The organism is Actinomadura sp. K4S16 (genome assembly GCF_008327685.1).
Lineage (GTDB): Bacteria > Actinomycetota > Actinomycetes > Streptosporangiales > Streptosporangiaceae > Spirillospora.
The window spans coordinates 845,334-864,764 of the sequence record NZ_BDDE01000011.1 but is presented as its reverse complement, the minus strand read 5'-3'; the positions used below and the strand labels follow the sequence as shown (position 1 = coordinate 864,764).

Here is a 19,431-nt window from a genome sequence, read left to right as displayed (position 1 = left end):
GCGCCGGACAGGGGGCGCCGCGGGCCGCTTCCATTCATGGGACGCGCCAAGAGAGGGAACCGCCCTCCGGACAAGGAGAGGCCCCGTGACAGGAGCGTGTCACGGGGCCGTTTCCCTGGTGGCGGTTACTGGACGGGCGGGTTGGCGTTCTTGAGCAGCTCCTGGAACTGGGCGGAGAACCAGTGCCCGGACAGCGGGGCGTCAGGCAGCGCGCCGCTCATGTTGTTGTTGTTGCGCGGGTTGCCGGTGTACGTGGGGTCGCACATCCGGTCGAAGCCCTTGCCCTCGTCGTTCGGGATCTCCTTGCTGGCGCCGTCCGACTCGCCGGGGGGCTTCATCCACACGTAGGCGTCGATGCCGGCGGCCGGGGCCGCCTTGGGACGCTCGCCGAGTCCCGCGCCGGCCTGGTTGCACCAGTTGCCGAGGTGGATGCGCCGGTCGGTCCGGCTGCCGTCCACGTAGGCGTCCACGCTGGTCTTCGGGCCGGGGCCGGTCGGGCGGTTCGCGCCGCCCCAGCCGTTGCGGCTCGTGTCGATCAGCATCCCGATGCCCGAGTCGAAGCCGTCCTTGACGAGCTCCTGCCGGAACGCCTGCGCGTAGGACAGCTCGTCGACGTAGCGGTTCCAGTCGACCCACTTGGACTGCCGGACGGACGTGCCGTTCACGGTGTCGTCGATGGTGAAGTACGGCTCCTGGAGGGCGCCGTAGTTGGCGGTGTTGGTGATGAACCCGGCGACGTTGCTCTTCGAGCCGGACGCCTGCGCGACGGTGGCGAGTAGCTGGGCGGTCGGGCCGAAGTTGTCGTCCCAGCCGATCCAGCCGTGGTGGCCGACGTCGAGGTAGTTGTAGACGTTGGAGATGGCGCCGAGCTTCTGCAGCGCGTAGGCGACGCCCTTCTCGTAGTTGCCGTTGGCCTTCATCACGTTGCATTCCTCGGTGGCGGTCGGCCGGCTGCCCGCGTTGGTGATCAGGTTCGGCAGCGAGTCGATCTCCACGACCGTGACGATCCGCAGGCCGGCGTACTTGGCGTCGCCGAGGATCTGCGCGATCGGGTCGATGAACTGCGACTTGTACTTGTCGAGGTCGTCCGGTCCGAGCTCGCCGTTGGACGCCAGCGCGGAGCAGTCGCGTCCGGGCAGGTCGTAGATGACGAGCTGGATCACCCCGGCGCCCTGGTCGAGGGCCTTGTCGAGGTGGGCGCGCAGGCCCATGGCGCCGCCCGTGCCCTCGATCGCGGCGATCCGGTCCAGCCACACCCCCGTCGGCTGGTTCGCGACCGCGCTGCCGCCGGGCTCGGCCGCGGCCTTGGACGACCAGTCGGGGTTCACGTACGCCTTCACCCCGGCGTAGGGGTTCTCGACGCGGTCGCCCGGCGGCGGGTCGGTGGGCGGGTCGGTGGGCGGGTCCGTCGGGCCCGTCGACCCGTCGCAGACGGTCCCGTTCAGCTTGAACTGCGCGGGTGCCTGGTTGCTGCCGGAGTAGGTGCCCTGGAAGCCGGGGTTGACGGACGCGTTGGTCGCCAGCGTCTGGGCCCAGCTCGGGTTCTTCACGGTGACGTGCTTGCCGGACTGCGTGAACGTCCCGTTCCAGCCCGAGGTCACCTGCTGGTTGCCGGCGAAGTCCCACTCCAGCGTCCAGCCGCTGGTGATCGGGTCGCCGAGGTTGGTGACCGTCACGGAGGCGGTGAACCCGCTGCCCCAGTCGTTGGTGGTGTAGTCGACCTTGCAGCCGGCGGCCGCGCTGGCCTGGGCCTGGGCCAGCGCGACCGTGCCTGAGGCGAGCAGGACGGCCGCCGAGGCGGCCGCCAGGCCGCGCCTGGCGCCGCGGCCGCTGCGCGCGGAGGGGTGTTTCATTCGGATTCCTCCATCTGGTGGGGGTGGGGTTCTGCCAGTGGGGTCAGGGAGCGGACCGCAGGTGGTCGCGCAGTCCGGCGCCGTACGCGGTCGGGGTGCCGTCGTAGGAGCTGATCAGCGAGGGGCCGCTGGAGCAGTCCCAGGTGTTCCACGTCCAGCCGAGGTAGGAGGCTCCGTGCGCGTCCAGCCAGGCCATCAGCGTGTCGACGTAGGAGTGGCCGCAGGTGTTCTCGCCGATCTCGCCCGCGACGAGCGGGACCTGGGCGGCGACGGGGGCGATCTGCTGGTCCCAGCAGGACGCGTCCTTGCAGTAGTTGAAGTTGTAGGAGTGCCAGGCGGCCGCCAGGTTCCCGGTGGGATCGGACGGCTTCTGGGCGAGCCACTGGCCGAGGTCGTTGGAGTAGCTGCTGCCCGCGGCCATGACGACGTTCTGCGCGCCGGTGGAGCGGACGGCGTCGAGGAGGTCCTGCATCCCGGCCGCCTCGTAGGTCAGGCCCGTGCAGGCCGGGCCGCCGTCGCGCCAGCACTTCCACGACTGGGCGTAGTCCATGGTCTGGAGGTTGTTCGGATACGGCTCGTTGAACAGGTCGAACACGACGGCCGTGTCGCCCTTGTACGCGGCCGCCAGCTGCTTCCAGAATTCCGGCGCGTACTGGGCGTCCGGCATGGGCTTCTGGCATTCCGCGGCGGCGGTCTGGCAATGGCTGTCATATCCGGTCCACGACCCGCGGCTCCAGTGCAGTTCGAGGATGGGCGTGATGCCGTTCTCCTCGAGCACCGCGACGTAATTCCCGACGGCGTTCTGGTAGGCGGTGCCGCGGTAGGCGGGATCGACGTTGTCCAGGCCGAGCCAGCAGTCGGAGTTGAGCGGCACCCGGACGCTGTTGACGTTCCAGGTCTTCATCGCGGCGACGGAGGAGGCGTCCATCGGGCCGTCCCAGATCCCGTTGCCCTGGACGCAGGCGAACTCGCCGCCGGACCGGTTCACCCCGCGAAGGCGCACCGTGTTCCCTCCGGCGTCCACGAACCTGTTCCCGGAGACCTTCAGCTTGGGGGCGGGCCCGCCCGGCGGGGGAGTGGTGGGGGGCTCGGTGGTCGGCTCGCCGCCGCCGTTGCAGGCCGTTCCGTTGACCGCGAAGCCGGTGGGCGCCGCGTTCGCGCCGCTGTAGGAGAACTGCGCGCCGGCCTGGACGGACGCGCCCGTCGCGATGGCCGCGTTCCAGCTCTCGTTGGCGACCGTGACGGACCCGCCCGACTGCGTCCACCGGCCGTTCCAGCCGTTCGTGAGGCGCTGGTTCCCGGTGTAGGAGTACGTCAGCGTCCAGCCGTCCACCGCCGGTCCCCGGTTGGTGATCGTGACGGCGGCGGTGAAGCCGGTGCCCCAGTCGTCGACGGTGTAGCCGACCTCGCAGGCGACGGCGGCGCGGGCCGGCGCCGCGCCGAGCGCCGACCCGGCGCCCGCGACGAGCGAGCCCGCCGCGCAGAGCGCGCCGGCCAGCGCGGCCGCCGCGGCGGTGCGGGGGGAAAGCGATCTCATGGGATCTCCGCCTTCACGTCGGACGTCGTACCTTGGGAGCGCTCCCACTCCTTGGACTGCGGTGAACGTAGAACGCCTCGGACGCGGCGGGGAAGCCTTGTTCCATTCCTTTCACGAAGTTTCACGGCGCTTTGCGTGCGCGGTGAAGGGCGGGTGCGGGCGGCCCGTAATCCGTTCTTCACTCGCCTCTTGACACGATCGGCGTCCGATCGGATTCTTGGGAGCGCTCCCACTACTCCCCGACCCGGTCCACCCCCTCGAAAGGCCGGGAACCCCCGAAGGGAGTGCCATCAGCGTGACCGTCATCCACCCCCCGCACGACCCCGCCCTCCCCGACCGCCCGCCAACCCTCGCCCACGTCGCTCAGCTCGCCGGGGTGTCGCCGGCCACGGCGTCCCGCGTGCTGAACGGCTCGGCGCGGGTCAGCAAGGCGGCCCGCCTCCAGGTCGAGGAGGCGGTCGAGCGGCTCGGCTACGTCCGGCGCCGGAGCGGCTCTCCCGACCGGGAGTCCTCCGGCACCATCGCCGCCGTCGTCTGCGAGGACGGCTGCCGCGTCCTCGGCGACCCGTTCTTCGCGCGCCTGCTCTGGGGTGTGCGCCGCGAGCTCGGGGGCCGCGCCCCGCTCGTCGTCCTCATGGCCGGGCGGGCGGAGGAGTGGCGGGCGACCACCGGCTACCTGCGCGGCGGCCGGGCCGAGGGCGTGCTCCTCGTCGGCGCCCGCCGCGACCAGGTCGCCCCGCTCGTGCAGGCCGCCGCCGGCGCTCCCGTGGTGCTCGCCGGCCGCCCCCTCGACGAGGTGGCGCTGCCGTACGTCGACGTGGACAACCGGGGCGGCGCGCACGCCGCCGTCCGGCACCTGCTCGCCTCGGGCCGCCGCCGGATCGGCACCATCGCCGGACCCGCCGACATGGGCGCCGCCGTCGACCGGCTCGCCGGCTACCGCATCGCGGCGCGCGAGGCCGGGATGGGCGTCAACGGGCTGGTCTGCCAGGGCGACTTCGGCCGGCTGTCCGGCGAGCGGGCGATGCGCCGCTTACTGGAACGCCGGCCGGACGTCGACGCGGTGCTCGCCGCGTCCGACCAGATGGCGGTCGGCGCGCTCAGTGCGCTGCGCCGGGCGGGCCGCCGCGTCCCGGACGACGTGGCGCTCGTCGGGTTCGACGACGCTCCGGTCGCCCAGCAGGTCCGGCCCCGGCTGACGACCGTCCGGCAGCCGGCCGAGGACCTCGGCGCCCGCCTGGCGCGCGAGCTGCGCGCCTGCACCGGCGGCAGGCCGAACACCGAGCGCGGCGTCGTGCTGCGCACCAAGTTGATCATCAGGGAGTCCGGCTGACGGCTCCGGGCTGACGCCGCACCGTCCTCCACGCCACCGCCGCCTCCGCGCTCCGCCGGTGGTGCGGCACGCCATGCCCGGGCACCGGGCGCGACAGGAAGGAACACCAGGTGAGAAGACGTCAACGATGGCGCGCGTTCACGGCCGTGGGCGCGACGCTGGCGCTGCTTTGCGGCGGCCTGGGCGTCATGGCCCCGGCGCACGCCGCCGCCGCATCGTGCAAGGTGGTCTACAAGAAGAACGACTGGGGCAACGGGTTCACGGCCAGCATCGACATCACCAACCAGGGCGACGCTATAGACGGCTGGAAGCTGACGTACTCCTACTCGGGGAACCAGAAGCTGTCGAACGGCTGGTCGGCGAAGTGGTCGCAGTCGGGCCAGCAGGTCACCGTCGAGAACGAGAGCTGGAACCGGACGCTCGCGTCCGGCGCCTCGCTGAACGTGGGCGCGCAGTTCACCTACAGCGGGACGAACACCGACCCCACCGCGTTCAGCCTCAACGGCACCCCGTGCAACCAGAGCTCGTCCGCCCCGACGGTGGCGCTGACGAGCCCGTCCGCCGGCGCGACGTACTCGGTGGGCGCCGCGGTGCCGATCGCCGCCACCGCGGCGGCCGGGTCGGGCGCGACCGTCTCCAAGGTCGAGTTCTTCGACCAGGACGGGTCGCTCGGCGCGGCCGACACCACCGCGCCGTACGGCCTGACCTGGACCCCGACCGCGGCCGGCTCCTACTCGATCTACGCCAAGGTGACCGACAGCAACGGCGGGACGGCCGAGTCCGCGCCGGTGGGCGTCACGGTGACCGCCGCGGCGAGCGTCGTGGCGAGCCCCACCGCGCTGACCGTCGCGCAGGGCGCGAAGGCCACCTACGCGGTGAAGCTGTCCGAAGCCCCCTCCGGCACGGTCACCGTGACGACGACCCGGACGGCGGGCAACTCCGGCCTGTCGGTGACCGGCGGCGGGACGCTGACCTTCACGCCGCAGAACTGGTCCACCGCCCAGAACGTGACGATCAGCGCCGACGCCTCCGGGACGGGCCAGGCGACGTTCACCTCCGCCGCCTCCGGCTACACGGCGGCCAAGGTCACCGCGACCGAGGTGGCGACCTCCGGCGACGTCTACACCCAGCGGTTCCTCGACCAGTACAACAAGATCAAGGACCCGGCGAACGGCTACTTCAGCCCCGAGGGCATCCCGTACCACTCGGTCGAGACGTTCATGGTCGAGGCCCCCGACCACGGGCACGAGACGACGTCCGAGGCCTACAGCTACCTCATCTGGCTGGAGGCCATGTACGGCAAGGTCACGCAGAACTGGGCCCCCTTCAACGCCTCCTGGGCGCTGATGGAGAAGTACATGATCCCGACGCACGCGGACCAGCCGACGAACTCCTTCTACAACGCCTCCAAGCCCGCCACCTACGCCTCCGAGCACCCCGAGGTGAGCGACTACCCGTCGCAGATCGACGGGAGCGTCCCGGTCGGGCAGGACCCGATCGCGAGCGAGCTGAAGTCCGCCTACGGCACCGACGACATCTACGGGATGCACTGGCTGCAGGACGTGGACAACGTCTACGGGTACGGCAACACGCCCGGCGGCGGCTGCGAGAACGGCCCGAGCGCGGACGGCCCCTCCTACATCAACACCTACCAGCGCGGAGCGCAGGAGTCGGTGTTCGAGACCGTCCCGCAGCCGACGTGCGACAAGTTCGCGTTCGGCGGCACCAACGGCTACCTCGACCTGTTCATCAAGGACTCCTCCTACGCCAAGCAGTGGAAGTTCACCGACGCGCCGGACGCCGACGCGCGCGCCATCCAGGCCGCGTACTGGGCGAACGCCTGGGCCAAGGAGCAAGGCAACTCCGGTGACGTCTCGGCCACCGTGGCCAAGGCCGGAAAGATGGGCGACTACCTGCGCTACTCGTTCTTCGACAAGTACTTCAAGAAGATCGGCGACTGCCATTCGCCCACGTCCTGCCCCGCCGGGTCGGGCAAGGACAGCGAGCACTACCTGCTGTCCTGGTACTACGCCTGGGGCGGCGCCACGGACACGAACGCCGGATGGTCGTGGCGCATCGGCGACGGCGCCTCGCACTTCGGCTACCAGAACCCCCTGGCCGCCTACGCCCTGGTGAACGACGCAGCGCTCGCGCCGAAGGGCGCGACGGCCAAGGCCGACTGGGACAAGAGCCTCACCCGGCAGCTCCAGCTCTACAAGTGGCTGCAGTCCGCCGAGGGCGCGATCGCCGGCGGCGTCACCAACAGCTGGGAGGGCAGCTACAGCACGCCCCCGACCGGCCTGACCGAGTTCTTCGGCATGGCCTACGACTGGCAGCCCGTCTACCACGACCCGCCGAGCAACCAGTGGTTCGGCTTCCAGGCGTGGTCGATGGAGCGCGTGGCCGAGTACTACCAGGTCACCGGCGACGCGTCCGCCAAGGCGATCCTCGACAAGTGGGTCTCCTGGGCGCTGTCGCAGACGACGGTCGACCCGTCCACGGGCGGCATCAAGATCCCGTCCACCCTCAAGTGGACGGGGCAGCCCGACGCGAACTGGTCGTCGGCCACCGGGATGCCGGCCGCGAACACCGGCCTGCACGTCTCGGTGCAGGACTACACCGACGACGTCGGCGTGGCCGCCGCGTACGCCAAGACCCTGGCGTACTACGCCGCAAAGTCCGGTGACGCCGACGCCAAGCAGACCGCCAAGGACCTGCTCGACGCCATCTGGAAGCACACCGACGCGAAGGGCGTCTCCGTCCAGGAGAGCAAGTCCGACTACAAGCGCATCGCGGACCCGGTCTACATCCCCTCCGGCTGGAGCGGCAAGATGCCGAACGGCGACCCGATCAACTCCAGTTCGACGTTCATGTCCATCCGCTCCTTCTACAAGAGCGACCCCGACTACGCGCGCGTGTGGGCGTACGCCAGCGGCCAGAGTTCCACGGTGCCGGTGTTCACCTACCACCGCTTCTGGGCCCAGGCGGACATAGCCCTGGCCATGGCCGACTACGGCCGCCTCTTCAACGAGTGACACCCATCGCACGAGGGCCCGTCGCGACGCTTGCCGCGACGGGCCCTCTGCCCGTCCAAAGGGCCCGCCACCAGGAGCGACGGCCGGATCTCCCGCCCACCCCGTATCGCGTGCCGGCGGGCGGGCATGCGAACATATGTTCGTGTCCGGTGGCGCGACGATCCTGCATGCCGACCTGGACGCGTTCTACGCGTCGGTCGAGCAGCGCGACGACCCCGCGCTGCGGGGGCGGCCGGTGATCGTCGGAACGGGCGTGGTGCTGGCGGCGAGCTACGAGGCCAAGGCCTGCGGCGTGCGGACGGCGATGAGCGGCGGCCAGGCGCGCCGGCTGTGCCCGCGGGCCGTCGTCGTCCCGCCGCGCATGAGCGCCTACACCGCGGCGAGCAAGGCGGTCTTCGCGGTGTTCCGGGCCACGACGCCGCTGGTGGAGGGCCTGTCGATCGACGAGGCGTTCCTCGATGCCGACGGGCTGCGCCGCCCGGCGGTGGACGTCGCGGTCCGGCTCCGCCGCGAGATCGCCGAGGAGGTCGGCCTGCCGATCACGGTGGGGGTCGCGCGCACCAAGTTCCTCGCCAAGGTCGCCAGCGGCGTCGCCAAGCCCGACGGGCTGCTGGTGGTGCCGCCGGACGGCGAGCTGGAGTTCCTGCGCCCGCTGCCGGTGCGGCGGCTGTGGGGCGTCGGGCCCGCGACCGCCGCCAAGCTCGCCGGGTTCGGCGTGCGGACGGTCGGGGACGTGGCCGACATGCCGGAGTCCACGCTGGCCTCGATGCTCGGCCCGGGAGCGGGCCGCCACCTGTACGCGCTGGCGCACAACCGCGACCCCCGCCCGGTGCGGACGGGCGTGCGGCGCCGGTCGATCGGGGCGCAGCGGGCGCTCGGGCGGCGCCGGCGCACGGCGGCTGAGCTGGACGTGCTGCTCGTCGGGCTCGTCGACCGGCTCGGCGGACGGCTGCGCAAGGCCCGCCGCGTCTGCCGGACGGTCACCCTCCGGCTGCGGTTCGGCGACTTCGCCCGGGTCACGCGCTCGCACACGCTGGCCCAGGCGACCGCCGAGACGCCCATGGTCCTGGCGGCGGCGCGGGGCCTGCTCGCCGCCGCCACGCCGATGATCGAGGACCGCGGCCTGACGCTGATCGGCCTCTCGCTCGGCAACCTGCACGACGACCGCGCCGTCCAGCTCGTGCTGCCGTTCGACCAGGCGAGGGCGGTGGACGAGGCGGTCGACGGCGTCCGGGACCGGTTCGGCTCGTCCGCCATCACCCGCGGCGTGCTGCTCGGCCGCGACCAGGGCATCGCGGCGCCGCTGCCGCCCGACTGAACGAACGTGAAGGTCTTTCCGGTCTTGGCCGTCGGGGACAATGATGAGCCGACACGAGGAACCCGGACGGCCCGCGCGCCTGCGGCGGGGCGGACGGGCGGGTCGCGGCGACCGGGCCGGCGGGCGCGTCCGGGAGCGCGGCCCGAGGACGAGGAGGACCGGGTTGGCTGCCGCGAAGAAGCAGGACCGGACCAGGGAGAGCAAGGTCGAGTTCTGCTACGGGCTGCTGCGGTCGCGCATCCTCGAAGGCATCTACGTTCCCGGATACCGGCTGGTCATCAACCAGCTCGCCCAGGAGGCCGGGGTCAGCACGATCCCGCTGCGCGAGGCGCTCCGCCGGCTCCAGTCCGACGGGCTGGTGGAGGTGGTGCGCAACGTCGGCGCCCGCGTCGCGGTCTTCGACGCCGAGCAGGTCGAGCACACGCTGCAGGTCCTCGCCCGGCTGGAGGGCTACGCCACCGCGATCTCCGCGCCGCGCATGACGGCCGGGCACGTCGCCGCCTCCCGCGAGATCAACGACAGGATGGCCGAGGCGCTGGAGCAGTTCGACCCGGCGGCGTTCACCGCGCTCAACCGCGAGTTCCACTTCTCGATCTACGAGCACTGCCCGGACCCGCACCTGCGCTCCCTGCTGGAGGCCGAGTGGACGCGGCTGGACCACATGCGCCGCTCGTCCTTCGGTTGCCTCCCCGGCCGCGCCCGCCGCTCCGTCGTCGAGCACGGCCACATCCTGGACCTCATCGTCGAAGGCGGCGACCCGGCCGAGACCGAGCGCGTCGCCCGCGCCCACAGGAACGCCGCCGTCACCCTCCAAGGCGCGCACGCCGCGCCGCACGAGTGACCGGGGGCCGGCGCGCGGCGCGCGGCCGTGCCGGGTCCGGGAAAGCACGGACCGGCGCCCCGTGGGTTCGCGGTGGCAGGATGCGGACCGAGGCACCAGCATGGAAAGGATGGTCGTGGTGATTTCCGCGCCACGCAGGCGCAGGTCGCCGCCGTGGTTCGGGACGGAGACGAGGCGCGCGCTCGTCGCCGGGGCGGCGGTCGCGGGGCTGGCGCTCCTCGCGGGCTGGCCCTACTGGCGGGACCATCCGGCGGCCGCCGCGATCACGCTGGTGAGCTGCGCCGCCATCGCCGTGGTGGGCGTGCTGCTCGCGACCGGGCCGCGCACCCGCCGCACCGGGCTGCTGTTCGCGGCCGCGTCGGTGTTCTGGGCGGTCAACTGGGCCGCGAGCTGGGACGCGACCTTCGGGCCCATCATGTCGCCCTACGCGCAGGCCGACTTCTACCTCGCGCTCGCCGTCGGCGTCCTGCTCTACCCGGGCGGGCGGCTGGAGTACCTGGCCGACCGGATCTGGACCGCCATGGCGTGCGTGATCCTGTGGGGCTGCCCCACGGCGATGTGGGTCACGTCCGAGCCGGAATGGGCCGCGTTCCGGGGCGAGTCGGTCTGGTGGCCCGCCCTCTACCCCGACCTGGAGACCTTCGAGACCGTGCTGCGGGTCTCCGCCGGGCTGTACCTCTTCCTCGCCCTCGCGTTCCTCGTCGTCCTCGCGCTGCGGCTGCCGCGGATGGGGCGGATGCGGCGCCTGCTCGCGCTGCCCGTCACCGTCGCGATCGGGTTCGTCGGCGTCTCGGCGGCGCTCACCCAGAAGCCCACCATGGAGCCGTCGATCCCGCTGGACGACCTGCTGCACGTCTACGTGGTCCAGGGCGCGATCGTCGTCCTGGTCCCGCTGACCCTGCTGGCCTCGGGGCTGCGGCTGCGCATCGCCGAGCTGGCCGTCGCGGGGCGGATGCTCCGGCTGACCGCCCCGGTGTCGGTCGAACGGGTCCGCGACGCGCTGCGCGACGTCCTGCACGACCCGACGCTGGAGCTGTGGTTCTGGGCGCCGACGGAGCAGACCTACGTCGACACCGCGGGGCGTCCCGTCGACCTGGACCCGGAGGCCGACGGCGCGGAGCGCTTGGAGGACGGCGGTCCGGCGGGCGACGGAGGGCGCTGGCGGCACCGGGTGCGGGGCGCCGCCGGGGAGCCGCTCGCGGTCGTCGAGCTCGGCGGCGCGCTCCGCGACCACGGCTCCCTCGTGGAGGCCGCGCTCGTCGCGGGCGGCCGGGCACTGGAGACCGCGCGGCTGCAGGCCGGCGTGCAGGCGGGCCTGGAGCAGGTCAGGGCCGCCTACCGGCGCCTCGTCCGGGCCGAGGCCGCCGAGCGCGAACGCCTCGCCCGCGACCTGCACGACGGCGCGCAGCAGCGGCTGCTGGCGCTCGGCGCGATGCTCGGCACGCTGGAGGCCGTCACCGGCGACCCGGCGGTGAAGGAGCACGCCCGCACGTGCCGCGCCGAGCTGAAGCAGGCCCTCGCCGAGTTGCGCACGCTCGCGCGCGAGGTGCAGCCGGCGCTGCTCGTCCAGGACGGCCTCGGCCCGGCGCTGGAGGTCGTCGCCGAGCGGCTCGGCACCCGGGTGGCGCTCGACGTCACGCCGCGGCGGTTCTCCCGAGAGGTCGAGTCCACGCTTTACACCGCGCTTTGCGAGACGCTGTCGTACGCTGTCGACCTCGCCCGTGCGACCCGGATCCTCGTGCGGGTCGGCGAGGAGGACGGACGCGTCGTCGCCGAGGTCGGACTCGACGGCGCCGGCTCCGCCGATCCCGCCGCCGCACTGGCCGGTACGTCCGGCCGGATCAGGGCCCTGCGCGGTGAGGTGGAAGTCGGCGGCGGCCCCCGCGCGGGCATGACGGTAAGGATGGACCTCCCATGCGAGTAGCCGTGGCGGAGGACAGCGGGATCTTCCGGCAGGCCCTGGTCACCCTGCTCACCACGGTCGGGATCGAGGTCGTGGCGTCCGCCGGGTCCGGCGAGGAGCTGCTGGCCCGCGTCGCCGACGACCCGCCCGACGCCGCGATCCTCGACCTGCACATGCCGCCGACCTTCACCAACGAGGGCGTCGTCGCGGCGCGCCGGCTGCTGGAGCGCCACCCCGGCCTCGGCGTCCTCGTCCTGTCCGCCTTCAACGAGACCCCGCAGGCGATGGAGCTGTTCCGCGGCAGGCCGCGCGGCGTCGGGTACCTGCTGAAGGACCACGTCACGGACGTGGAGAACCTGCGTTCGGCGCTGGAGCGCGTCGTCGGCGGCGAGGTCGTCATCGACCCCGACGTGGTGACCAGGCTGGTCGAGGCGCGGCACCGCGAGCAGGAGCTGGCCCGGCTGTCGGGGCGCGAGCGGGAGGTCCTGGCGCTGATGGCGGAGGGGCACTCCAACGCCGGCATCGGGAGGCGGCTGCACCTGTCCGCCCGCACCGTCGAGGACCACGTGCGGGCCATCTTCGGCAAGCTCAAGATCACCTCGCCCGGCGGGCCGCCCGGCCCCCAGGACAGCAACAAGCGGGTGCTCGCCGTCCTGACCTGGCTGCGCGCCGCCGAGACCCGCTGACCGGTACCGGACACACCCGGCCCGCGTCACTCGCGTGCGCCCGCGTCCCGCGCATCGATCGAATAACGGACCCTCGCGTTTACGCGGCGGCGGTGGGGATACTGTCCGTGCGAGTCCGGTCGCGTCAGGTGACCCCGGTGGTGGCCCCCGCACGCCACCGCGAGACGCCGCGGGCCCGTGCACGGGTCCTCGACGCGGCCGTCCCGCCACGTGCCCATGCTCCCGGTGCCGCCCCGCGCGCACATCCGGGAAAACCCCCGTCCGGGACGGTGGTTTCCCGGGACGACACGGAAGGATCGCGGTGAGGCCCGTCCCCCGGTGGCCGCCGTGGCTCGGCGCGCGGGTCCGCCGCGCCCTCGCCGCGGGCGGGGCGGTCGCGGTCGCGGCGCTGGCCTGCGGCTGGCCGCACTGGCGCGCCCAGCCCGCCGCCGCCGCGGTCACCCTCCTGTGCTGCGGCGGGTTCGCCGTCGCGGGCGGGCTGTTCGCGGCGGGGCGGACGGCCGACCGCACCGGCGCGGCGTTCGTCGCCGCCGCCGCGGCGTGGGCCGTCACCTGGGCGGCGGCCTGGAACACCGGCGCGGCCCCGCTGGTGTCGGTGTTCGCCCAGTCGGCGTTCTTCGTCGCGATCGGCGTCGGCGTCCTGCTGTACCCGGCCGGGCGGCTGGACGGCGCCGCCGCGCGGCTGTGGACCGGCGCCGCCGCCCTGATCATGTTCGGCGGCCAGGCGCTGCTGTGCGCCGTCTCCCGGCCGGCGTGGAACGGGTTCGCGGCGTCGGCGGCGTGGCCGGCGCTGCGTCCCGAGCACGCGGTGTTCCACGACGTCCAGCGCGGGATGACCGCCGCGATGACGGTGCTGGCGGGCGCCCTGGTGTTGATCCTGACGGCCCGCCTGCCGCGCGCGGGGCGGCTGGACCGCGCGCTCGCCGTCCCCGTCGCGGTCGCCGTGACGTTCGGAGTCACCGGCGCTCTCGCGGTCCAGCACAGTCTCGTCGGCAGGGACGTGGACCTGGCGGAGGTACTGGAGGTCTACCTCTTCCAGGGCGTCTTCGCCACGGTGCTGCCGCTCGCGTTCCTCGGTACCGCGCTGCGCGCCCGGCTGGCCGAGCTGACCGTCGCCGAGCGGATGCAGCGGCTGCTCGTCGCCCCCCTCTCGGTGCCGCGCGTCCGCGACGCGCTCCGCACCGTCCTGGGCGACGACGCCCTCGACCTGTGGATGTGGGCCGACGGCGGCTACGTCGACGTGGACGGCCGCCGCATGCGCGACGCGCCCGGAGGCGCGGAGGGCCGCTGGCGGCACGAGGTCCGCACGTCCGGCGGCGAGCCACTCGCCACCGTCGACCTCGCCGCCGCGCTCCGCGACCACGGGGCGCTCGTCGACGCGGCGCTGGTCGCGGGCGGCCGCGCGCTGGAGACCGTCCGGTTGCAGGCCGCCGCGCAGGCCAACCTGGAACGGGCGCGCGAGGCGCGCGAGCGCCTGGTGCGCGTCCAGGCGGCCGAGCGCGAGCGGCTCGCCGCCGACCTGAAGCACAGCGCCCAGCAGCGGCTGCACGCGCTGGAGGAGATGCTCGCCCGGCTGGAGGACGCGGCGGCCGACCCGCGGGCCCGGGAGCAGGCCCGCACCTGCCGCCGGGAGCTGGCCGAGGCGGTCGCCGAACTGGAGGCCTTGGCCCGCGGCATGCACCCGGCCATCCTCGCCGACGCCGGGCTGGGGCCGGCGATGGAGCTGGTCGCGGCCCGCACGCCCCTGCCCGTCCGCCTCGACCTGCCCGCCGGCCGGTTCCCCCCGGAGGTCGAGTCGACCCTCTACTTCGCGCTCTGCGAGGCCCTCGCCAACGCCGTCAAGCACGCCCGCGCCGACGCGATCCACCTGACCGTCCGCCCGGGACCGGACGGGATCGCCGCCGAGGTCCGCGACGACGGCGTCGGCGGTGCCGCCCCGCGCCCGCGCGGAGGCCTGGCGGGCCTCACCGACCGCGTCGGCGCCCTGCGCGGCCGGGTCACCGTCCAGAGCCCGCCCGGCGAGGGCACCACCGTCCGCATCGTCCTCCCGTCCACCGAGACCCCGTGAGCCCTGCCGGCGCCCGCGGGTCTCGCGGCGCGGTCAGGAGGGGGTGTTGCGGACGATCGGGAGGAGGTAGCGGCGGGCGAAGGCGCGGGCGCCGGTGTCGTCGAGGGGGATGTGGCCGTCCGGGGTGAGGACGAGCGAGTGCGTGAGGCGGACCAGGATCTCCGCGACGACCTCGGGGTCGACGTCCGCCGGTGCGTCGCCGAGGCGCTGCGCGGTGCGCAGCCGGCCGGCCAGGTAGCCGCGGGCCGCGGCGAGCAGCGGGCCCGCCTTGACCGTGGCGTGCGGGAGGAACAGCTCGGGCTCGACGACCATGAGGCGGGTCATGAGCCGCTGCTCGCGGCTGATCCGCAGGGTCACCGCGAACCCTTCTACTATGCGCTCCTCCAGGGTGGGAAGCGCCGCGACGGCCTCGTCCAGCTCGGCGAAGAAGCGCCGCGCCTCCCGCAGCAGGACGCCGGTGACGAGGTCGCCCTTGGTGGGGAAGCGGCGGTAGATCGTGGCGCGGCCGAGGCCGGACTCGCGCGCGACGTCGTCCATGGTGGTGCGGCGCGGACCGTAGGTCTCGAAGGACCGCAGTGCGGCGTCCAGGATGCGGTCGGTCTGCGGCTCGCTCTCCGGGCCGCCGGTGAGCAGGCTCCGCAGGAGTTCGTCGTCGCTCGTCATCGTGCGGCCGACTCTAGCCGCCGCGCGCCCGCCGGGCCGCGCGTATGGCGCGGGCGGCGGCGGGGGAACCGTGCGGCGGGGCCGGCGTGGCGGCGTGGGCCAGGCGGACGCCCCGCGCGAAGAGGTCGAAACGGCGCTGGTCGAACGCCGTCCAGCGCAGGCCGAAGCGTTCGCGCAGGAGGGGCGGGAGCGCCGCGATGCCCGTCGCGCGCAGCAGCCGCGTCGGGGGGAGCGCGAGCCCCGTCCACGCGGCCCTCGGGAGCGGCCAGGACGCGGGCGGGGGCAGGGGCACGCGGTCGAGCCGCTTGAGCAGCTCGACGGTCGCGTTGCGCTCGAGCCGGTCCCGGACCATGCCGTCGAAGTAGGCGCGGAAGGCGGCGGGGCCGTCCGGTTCATATCACCGTATGGATCCTGCGGCAAGGGCCCGGCCCGGGGAGGGGACGGGCGGGCTCAGCGGGCGGACAGGGCGGCGAGGGCCTCTTCGGGGGTCCGGTGGGCGATGAGGTGCCGGTCCAGGCCGCTGCGCTCGATGATCGTGCGGAACCGGCGCTCCGGGCGGGCCAGGACGAGTTCGCCCCCGGACCCGTGCGCGGCCTTCCACAGCGTGATCATCGCGTTCAGTCCCGAGGAGTCGCAGAAGCTCACCCGCCCGACGTCCAGCACCACCAGCGGCGGGCCGCCCATGGCCCGCATGTCGGCGAGGACGTGCTCGCGCAGCGTGTCGGACGTCAGGAGGGTGAGCTCCCCCTCCGCCTCGACCAGCAGGCAGGGGCCGCGGATGTCGCTGTGGATCCGCAACGGGTCGATGGGGGTTCCCTCCGGCGTGTCGCCGGGGCCAAGGGGCATAGTGATCACCTTCCGTAGTCGCAAGACTGCGGAGTACCCATGAAAGGGGAGGTCATGCGGGGTTACCGGGCGGGCCTGCCGGGGCCCGCCCGGGAACCGCCGACCGCCGGGATCAGGTGACGTCGCGGCGGCGGAAGGCGGCCAGTCCGGCCGCCGCCAGGGCGGCCGACACCGCGGTGAGCCCGGCGAGGGGGAGCGGGTCGGGGTCGCCGCCGGGCAGCTTCGGGGTGTGGGTGAACGGGGACAGGTCCATGACCGCCTGCGGGAGGCCCAGCAGCGGCCCCACCTGCCCGAGGAGCAGGAAGACGGTGAGGACGCCCCAGGCGGCGGACGTCGCGCGGGGAAGCGCCCCGAACAGCAGCACCGCCGCGGCGGCGACGACCCAGACCGCGGGGAGCTGGGCGAGCGCCGCGCCGATCTGGCGCGGGAGCTGGCCCGCCAGGTCGCCCGACCGGACTCCGTGGACCAGGCCCACGGCCAGGCCGGTGGCGGCGAGCATGACCACCGTCCCCGCGACGGTGCCGGCCAGCCCGGCGAGGGCCCAGCGGGTGCGGCCGACGGCGGTGGCGAGGACGGGCTCCAGGCGCCCGGCGCTCTCCTCCGCGCGCAGCCGCAGGACGCTCTGCACCGCGAAGGCGGCGGTGAACAGCGCCATGAGGCCCATCGCCGTGGCGAGGAACGCGTCCGCGATGTCCTGCTGCCCGCCCATCTTGCGGATGTCGTCCAGCACGGCGTCGCTGCCGTTGACCAGGTCGCCGACGCCGTCCGCGACGCCGCCGATGGCCAGCCCGTACACGAGGACTCCGGCGGACCAGCCGAGCACCGACCCGCGCTGCAGCCGCCACCACAGGGCGAGCGGGCCGCGCAGGGACGGCGGGGCGTGCGCGGGGCCGAGGGAGGGGGCGAGGATCCCGGCGCCGAGGTCGCGCCGCTCGGTCAGCAGGTAGGCGGCGGCGACCAGCACCGCGAACGCCAGGAGGGGCAGCAGGAGCACGGCCCACTGCTCTCCCGCGCACGGGCGCAGGCGCTGCGCCCAGCCGATCGGCGACAGCCACGACAGCCAGTGCGCCGAGCCCGCGTCGGCTGCGCCGCGCAGCAGGTAGGCCGCGCCGAGGACGGCGAACGCCAGGCCGTTCGCCAGCCGGGACGTCTCGGCGAGCTGGGCGGTGAGCGCCGCGACCCCGGAGAACACCAGCCCGGCGCCGAACCAGGACAGGCCGAACGCGACCGCACCGGCCGCCGGCAGTCCGAACAGGACCATGACGAGCGCGACCGCGGCCGCCAGGGTGCCGGCGGCGGTCACGGCGGTCAGGAGCGCCGCCGTGAGCGGCGCGCGGCGTCCGACGGCGGCGGCGCCGACGAGCTCCAGCCGGCCGGCCTCCTCCTCCGCGCGCGTGTGCCGGATGACCAGCAGGACGCACATGACCGCGGTGACCGCGGCGCCGGTCGCGCCGACCCGCCATGCGCTGAGCCCCGCGACGCTGCCGTCGTTCAGGACCGGCCCGTAGAGGATCCGCGTGGAGGGGTTGTCGCCGATGCCGCGCGCGAAGGTCTCGCGTGCGGCCGCCGTGCCGTACTCGTGCTTGAAGCTGTAGACGGTGCTCGCGACGAGCGCGGTCAGCGCGTAGATCCAGGCCGGCATCATGACGCGGTCGCGGCGCAGCCAGATCTTCAGCAGCATGCCGGCGCCGGTGAGCCCGCCGCCGCGGCCGGCGGCGCGCGCGGGGGCGCGCAGGGTCGTGGCGGTCATGACGCGGCCCCCCGGGCGAGGTCGTCCTCGTAGTGGCGCAGGAACAGCTCCTCGAGCGTGGGCGGCCGGCTCGTGAGGGTCCGGACGCCGATCCGGGTGAGCTCCTTGAGCGCGGCGTCCAGCTCGGAGGCGTCGACCTGGAACTCGATGGTGGTGCCGTCGATGCGGACGTCGTGCGCCCCCGGCAGCGGGACGCCGTCCGGCGCGCCGGCGAGCTCGGCGCGGATGGACGTTCGGGTCAGGTGCCGCAGCTCGTCGAGCGTCCCGGTCTCGGCCGTCCTGCCCTTGCGGATGATGGTGACGCGGTCGCAGAGCGCCTCCACCTCGCTGAGGATGTGGCTCGACAGCAGGACGGTGCGCCCGGCGCGCTTCTCGTCCCGCACGCACTCCTGGAAGACCTCCTCCATGAGCGGGTCGAGACCGGAGGTCGGCTCGTCAAGGATGAGGAGTTCCGCGTCGGACGCGAACGCCGCGACGAGGGCGACCTTCTGCCGGTTGCCCTTGGAGTAGGCGCGGCCCTTCTTCTTCGGGTCGAGCTCGAAGCGGTCGAGCAGCTCGTCGCGCCGGCCCCCGTCGAGCCCGCCGCGCAGCCGCCCGAGCAGGTCGATGACCTCGCCGCCGGACAGGTTCGGCCACAGCGTGACGTCGCCCGGGACGTAGGCGATGCGGCGGTGCAGGGCGGTGGCGTCGCGCCAGGGGTCGCCGCCGAGCAGGCTCGCGGCGCCGGAGTCGGCGCGCATCAGGCCGAGCAGGACGCGGATGGTCGTGGACTTCCCGGCGCCGTTCGGGCCGAGGAACCCGTGCACCTCTCCGGGCGCCACGCGCAGGTCGAGGCCGTCGAGCGCGCGCGTCCGGCCGAACGTCTTGACCAGGCCGTCGGCCCGGACCACGTCATTCATCGTCGTCTCCCTTGAGGCCGGCCTCGTACCGGTCCATCGCCGCGTGGGCGCGCGCGGCGAACTCCGGGTCGAGCAGCCGGTCGTCGAAGATCTCCAGGACCGCGCGGCGCAGCCGCACCGATCCCTCGGGGGTGAAGGTGTCGGCGCCGAGGACCCGGGTGAGGTGCTGGTGCAGCACCTCCATCCCGGTCGTCATCGCGACGACGGCGGCGGAGTAGGCGCGCACGTCGCGGGTGGTGGGCGTTGCGACGCCCGGCGGCGGGTCCGCGAAGTACCGCTCGGTCGTGGCGACCAGGTCGTCGAACATCCGGCTCGCCGCCTCCGAGCCGTCGACGAGCGCGCGGGCCAGGTAGCGCCGCACGGGCAGGTCCGCCTGGACGGTCGCGGCCACGAACGCGGGGTCCGCCATCGCCTCGCCGCCGGACGTCGAGCTGAGCTCGCGGACCATGTCGAGCGCGTAGGCGTCGCATGCCTCGCGCAACTCCTCCTTCGATCCGAAGTGGTGCTGGACGAGCCCCACCGAGACGCCCGCGGTCTCGGCGATCCCGCGGAACGTCGCGCCCTTCATGCCGTGCTCGGCGAACTGCAGCAGCGCCGCGTCCCGGATCCGGGCCCGCGCCGTCAGGTCCTCCGGCGCCGGGCCGCCGTCCCGGCCGGTCCTCGCCATCCGCACACCTCCAATACAAGTGTTCAAGTTCC

The 19,431-nt window shown here is 73.9% G+C and carries 14 protein-coding genes and 1 pseudogene; 7 read left to right on the top strand and 8 right to left on the bottom strand.

Annotation, left to right across the window (positions count from 1 at the left end):
• Positions 1 to 125: 125 nt before the first annotated feature.
• Positions 126 to 1,853: a glycoside hydrolase family 6 protein gene (locus tag K4S16_RS11145; RefSeq protein ID WP_149258746.1), complete on the bottom strand. Its 1,728-nt coding sequence runs from the start codon at positions 1,851 to 1,853 to the stop codon at positions 126 to 128.
• A gap of 43 nt (positions 1,854 to 1,896) precedes the next feature.
• On the bottom strand, positions 1,897 to 3,390 hold the full coding sequence (locus K4S16_RS11140) for a cellulase family glycosylhydrolase (protein WP_149258745.1): 1,494 nt from the start codon (positions 3,388 to 3,390) through the stop codon (positions 1,897 to 1,899).
• A gap of 295 nt (positions 3,391 to 3,685) precedes the next feature.
• On the opposite strand from K4S16_RS11140, the gene K4S16_RS11135 reads away from it, so the two are divergent.
• The 7 genes from K4S16_RS11135 to K4S16_RS11105 all read left to right on the top strand — a co-directional run bounded on the left by K4S16_RS11135 (position 3,686) and on the right by K4S16_RS11105 (position 14,574).
• Complete coding sequence (locus tag K4S16_RS11135; RefSeq protein WP_235036710.1) at positions 3,686 to 4,723, top strand: LacI family DNA-binding transcriptional regulator; 1,038 nt, start codon at positions 3,686 to 3,688, stop codon at positions 4,721 to 4,723.
• 110 nt (positions 4,724 to 4,833) lie between these two features.
• Positions 4,834 to 7,758 (top strand): glycoside hydrolase family 48 protein, encoded by a 2,925-nt coding sequence (locus K4S16_RS11130; RefSeq protein WP_235036709.1) that lies wholly within the window; start codon positions 4,834 to 4,836, stop codon positions 7,756 to 7,758.
• A gap of 142 nt (positions 7,759 to 7,900) precedes the next feature.
• Positions 7,901 to 9,076, top strand: coding sequence for a DNA polymerase IV (gene dinB / locus K4S16_RS11125; RefSeq protein ID WP_235036708.1), 1,176 nt, complete (start codon positions 7,901 to 7,903; stop codon positions 9,074 to 9,076).
• A 163-nt stretch (positions 9,077 to 9,239) separates the two neighbouring features.
• Positions 9,240 to 9,917 (top strand): GntR family transcriptional regulator, encoded by a 678-nt coding sequence (locus K4S16_RS11120; protein WP_149258743.1) that lies wholly within the window; start codon positions 9,240 to 9,242, stop codon positions 9,915 to 9,917.
• A 118-nt stretch (positions 9,918 to 10,035) separates the two neighbouring features.
• On the top strand, positions 10,036 to 11,841 hold the full coding sequence (locus K4S16_RS11115) for a histidine kinase (protein WP_149258742.1): 1,806 nt from the start codon (positions 10,036 to 10,038) through the stop codon (positions 11,839 to 11,841).
• Positions 11,832 to 12,506 carry a response regulator transcription factor gene (locus K4S16_RS11110; protein WP_149258741.1) on the top strand — a complete coding sequence of 225 codons (675 nt, stop codon included), beginning with the start codon at positions 11,832 to 11,834 and terminating at the stop codon, positions 12,504 to 12,506. The genes K4S16_RS11115 and K4S16_RS11110 overlap by 10 nt, the downstream gene beginning before the upstream one ends.
• 301 nt (positions 12,507 to 12,807) lie before the next feature.
• The gene (locus K4S16_RS11105; protein WP_149258740.1) at positions 12,808 to 14,574 is read left to right on the top strand and encodes an ATP-binding protein; all 1,767 of its coding nucleotides are present in this window, start codon (positions 12,808 to 12,810) and stop codon (positions 14,572 to 14,574) included.
• Between the two features lie 33 nt (positions 14,575 to 14,607).
• Here K4S16_RS11105 and K4S16_RS11100 read toward each other — a convergent pair whose 3' ends face one another.
• From K4S16_RS11100 to K4S16_RS11075, 6 genes and pseudogenes are all read right to left on the bottom strand, one after another.
• On the bottom strand, positions 14,608 to 15,237 hold the full coding sequence (locus tag K4S16_RS11100) for a TetR/AcrR family transcriptional regulator (RefSeq protein WP_149258739.1): 630 nt from the start codon (positions 15,235 to 15,237) through the stop codon (positions 14,608 to 14,610).
• Positions 15,238 to 15,250: 13 nt separating this feature from the next.
• Positions 15,251 to 15,610, bottom strand: a pseudogene (locus K4S16_RS11095) (oxygenase MpaB family protein); the annotation flags it as partial.
• Between the two features lie 77 nt (positions 15,611 to 15,687).
• Positions 15,688 to 16,083, bottom strand: a complete 396-nt coding sequence (locus K4S16_RS11090; protein ID WP_149258737.1) for an STAS domain-containing protein — start codon at positions 16,081 to 16,083, stop codon at positions 15,688 to 15,690.
• 112 nt (positions 16,084 to 16,195) lie between these two features.
• Positions 16,196 to 17,833 (bottom strand): ABC transporter permease, encoded by a 1,638-nt coding sequence (locus K4S16_RS11085; protein ID WP_149258736.1) that lies wholly within the window; start codon positions 17,831 to 17,833, stop codon positions 16,196 to 16,198.
• Complete coding sequence (locus tag K4S16_RS11080; protein WP_149258735.1) at positions 17,830 to 18,732, bottom strand: ABC transporter ATP-binding protein; 903 nt, start codon at positions 18,730 to 18,732, stop codon at positions 17,830 to 17,832. Before K4S16_RS11080 ends, K4S16_RS11085 begins: the two co-directional genes overlap by 4 nt.
• Positions 18,725 to 19,399, bottom strand: coding sequence for a TetR/AcrR family transcriptional regulator (locus K4S16_RS11075; RefSeq protein WP_235036707.1), 675 nt, complete (start codon positions 19,397 to 19,399; stop codon positions 18,725 to 18,727). The genes K4S16_RS11080 and K4S16_RS11075 overlap by 8 nt, the downstream gene beginning before the upstream one ends.
• Positions 19,400 to 19,431: the final 32 nt, after the last annotated feature.